We start from the raw sequence: 2773 nt of genomic DNA, 5'->3' as shown, positions 1-2773 counted from the left end.
CATGGTCGCCATCTGCCGCAGCCTGGGCTACCCGGCGCGCTATGTCAGCGGCTACTTCTACGCCGCCAACGAGCCCGACCTCGCCAGCCACGCATGGTGTGACGTGTGCCTCGACGTGGCCACCCGACGCTGGGTCAGCATTGACGTCACCCACAGCTGCTTGATCGACCAGCGCCACGTGCGCCTGGCCATGGGGACGGACTACAACGCCTGCCCACCCATCAAGGGTGTGCGGCAGGGCGGTGGGGAAGAGTCGATGACGGTGGAGATCACCATCGAGCCGGTTGTGGGAAACTAACAGCTTTCTGATTCCTCCAACCGCTCAGGGCGGCGAGACCACTTTCCCGCCTCGCGATGAGCGTAAAACCATGACGACAGACAAAACGGTTTGCCCGGTCTGCAGTGCCGATTGCACACTGCTTGATCCCGTCGACTTCAACAAGTCATGCAACTCGGCCCCCTTGGGTGTTTCCGGCGTGCCTGTAGCCTATGCGGTCTGCCAGAGCTGTGCTTTTTGTTTCGCGCCGGAGATTTGCGCGTGGAGTCTGCAAGAATTTGAGGAAAAAATCTACAACGACCAGTACGTTGTTGTCGATCCCCATTACGTACAAGCCCGGGCAGAAGCAAACGCAGCCCTCCTGCGTGAAAGATTTGGCGATCTGGCCCCCAACCTGAGGCACCTCGACTATGGTGGCGGCAATGGCGGCCTGGCCAGGTTGATGCGGGAAGCCCATTGGCAATCCACGTCATATGACCCTTTTGTGGACAGAAACCTCAGCGTTGAGACACTGGGTAAGTTCGACCTGATCACCGCATATGAGGTGTTTGAACATGTTCCGGACGTTTGGGCATTGATGTCTGACCTCAAGAAGCTAATGTCACCGGATGGCTTGATCATGTTCTCGACGCTGTTGTCTGACGGCCATATCAAGACCGGCGAGCAGCTGACCTGGTGGTACGCCTCGCCGCGCAATGGGCATATCAGCCTTTTCTCATCACAGAGCCTGGCGCTTCTTGCGCAGAACCATGGGGTTGGCTTTGGCAGTTTCTCGGAAGGTGTCCATGCCTTCTGTAACCATATACCGCCTTGGGCCGCCCGGGCTTTCGGCCAACCTTGATGGTGCGTGGCGTGGTGCAGTAATGCTCCTTTTTTGATAGCTGGTTGCGCTCGTCCCTATTGGCCTGGAATCCCATTTCATGGATAAAAATGGCCCCGAAATTGCCCGAATGCCTTCAGGCTGCTTGTGAGCGCCCGAAACAACTTCCAGGTGCTCCAAAAGCCTCTTTAAGTTTTTTTCAAGCATCAAAAGTGAACTCAGCCCAGTAGAGACAGGCGCAAGCAGCTATTGAATTGATAGCGATTCAGATGGGGCGCGCGTCCAGCAGGCTGACAGGAATTGGCCAGCGCGATCGAATCTCATGGTGGTCAAAGTCGAGTGGCTGCTGGGTGCCTTATCTGGTCGTGACAGTAGATTGCAAACGCCAGCTTATGCCGCAGATGTGGCTGCATACATTTCGTTAAGCATTGAAGACCGCCCGGCCATAAGTGCGGCGTAGACTGCTCATCCGCGCACCTCGCGTAGTCATTGAAGGAGGCTCCCATGGCTGAGTTGGTTGCCGGGGCGAAGATGCCCATTCGACGCCCCGCAGCGGAGGTTTTCAGCGCGTTTGTCCAACCTGATCTCATCACAAAGTTCTGGCTGAAAAGTACCGCCGGTCCGCTCGCTCAAGGTGCTCAAGTTGAGTGGCAATTTATGGTTCCCGGCGCCACTGAGCGTGTGCGCGTCACTGCATTCGATGCGCCGCGCCGCATTGCGTTCTCCTGGCTGGAAGGCGGGCTGGACGTCGATATGAATTTTCTCGCCGAACAGAAAGATTTCACCGTTTTCAGTGTTGAAGTCCGGGGCTTTCAGGGCGAGGGCGCCATGGAGCAGGTGGTTAACGCCACCGAAGGGTTCAGCATTGTCTTGTGCGACCTGAAGGTTTTTCTTGAAACGGGGCGCCCGGCAAATCTGGTGAAAGACAAGGCTGAGTTGATACACCGAACCCGCGACACCTGAACTCCCATCGGGAATTGCCTGGAAGCGTGTGCTTCGGCGCGAGATGCGGTACGCTTTCGCGATGACCGATATCAAGCCCGCAACCTTCCCCGATGACCTTGAGCATGTCGTCTCCATCCTTCGGGAGTACGTCGCCAGCCCCAGCGTGAGCCTGGCCTTCCAGAATTACGAAGCGGAATTCGCTGCGTTACCCGGAAAGTACGCCGCGCCCGAAGGCCGCCTGCTTCTCGCATGGAAGGGTGCAACTGTCGTTGGCTGTGCCGCGCTTCGCCGCGTTGACGGAACCACCTGCGAAATGAAGCGCGTCTACGTGCGGCCGGATGCGAGAGGCGAAAGCCTTGGCCGCCGGCTCATCGAGCGCATCCTCGATGAAGCGCGGGCCGCGGGCTACTCCCGCATCTGCCTCGATGTCTTGCCTGAGTTTTCTGCCGCACAGCATGTCTATGAAACGCTAGGATTTCTGCCGGCGGCGCCCGTCACCTTCAATCCTGTTCCTGGGACCAAATACCTGGCGCTCGAACTCATGCAGTCACGGCTTGCAGATGCGGCCTGATCTTTCTATCAAGCGGGCATTCCATCAGCGGCTTGACCCGCAAGGCTCTTCAAGTCATCATCCGCCTCGCAGGCCGTCCGCTCAAACGCCTGATTGCGAGGCTTTCTCGTAGCATTTCCAGTGAGGTGTTTTAAAAAAATAGAAGCGTGCAGGAGTGTAG

Annotated in this window: 4 protein-coding genes; all 4 read left to right on the top strand. The window is 57.5% G+C overall.

Features of this window, described 5'->3' with window-relative positions; genetic code table 11:
* On the top strand, positions 1 to 298 hold a 298-nt coding region (locus tag AC1D1P_RS19995; RefSeq protein ID WP_477674171.1), incomplete at its 5' end, for a transglutaminase-like domain-containing protein.
* Between the two features lie 70 nt (positions 299 to 368).
* Complete coding sequence (locus tag AC1D1P_RS19990; RefSeq protein WP_477674170.1) at positions 369 to 1118, top strand: class I SAM-dependent methyltransferase; 750 nt, start codon at positions 369 to 371, stop codon at positions 1116 to 1118.
* Positions 1119 to 1601: 483 nt separating this feature from the next.
* On the top strand, positions 1602 to 2060 hold the full coding sequence (locus AC1D1P_RS19985; protein WP_477671098.1) for an SRPBCC domain-containing protein: 459 nt from the start codon (positions 1602 to 1604) through the stop codon (positions 2058 to 2060).
* A 61-nt stretch (positions 2061 to 2121) separates the two neighbouring features.
* Complete coding sequence (locus tag AC1D1P_RS19980) at positions 2122 to 2613, top strand: GNAT family N-acetyltransferase (RefSeq protein ID WP_477674169.1); 492 nt, start codon at positions 2122 to 2124, stop codon at positions 2611 to 2613.
* Positions 2614 to 2773: the final 160 nt, after the last annotated feature.

The organism is Polaromonas sp. P1_E1_2 (assembly GCF_056406035.1).
This window is presented reverse-complemented; position numbering and strand designations above follow the sequence as displayed.

Coding starts and splice junctions, on each gene's coding strand:
- AC1D1P_RS19990 (WP_477674170.1), top strand. CDS start 369: ATGACGACAGACAAAACGGTTTGCCCGGTCTGCAGTGCCGATTGCACA.
- AC1D1P_RS19985 (WP_477671098.1), top strand. CDS start 1,602: ATGGCTGAGTTGGTTGCCGGGGCGAAGATGCCCATTCGACGCCCCGCA.
- AC1D1P_RS19980 (WP_477674169.1), top strand. CDS start 2,122: ATGACCGATATCAAGCCCGCAACCTTCCCCGATGACCTTGAGCATGTC.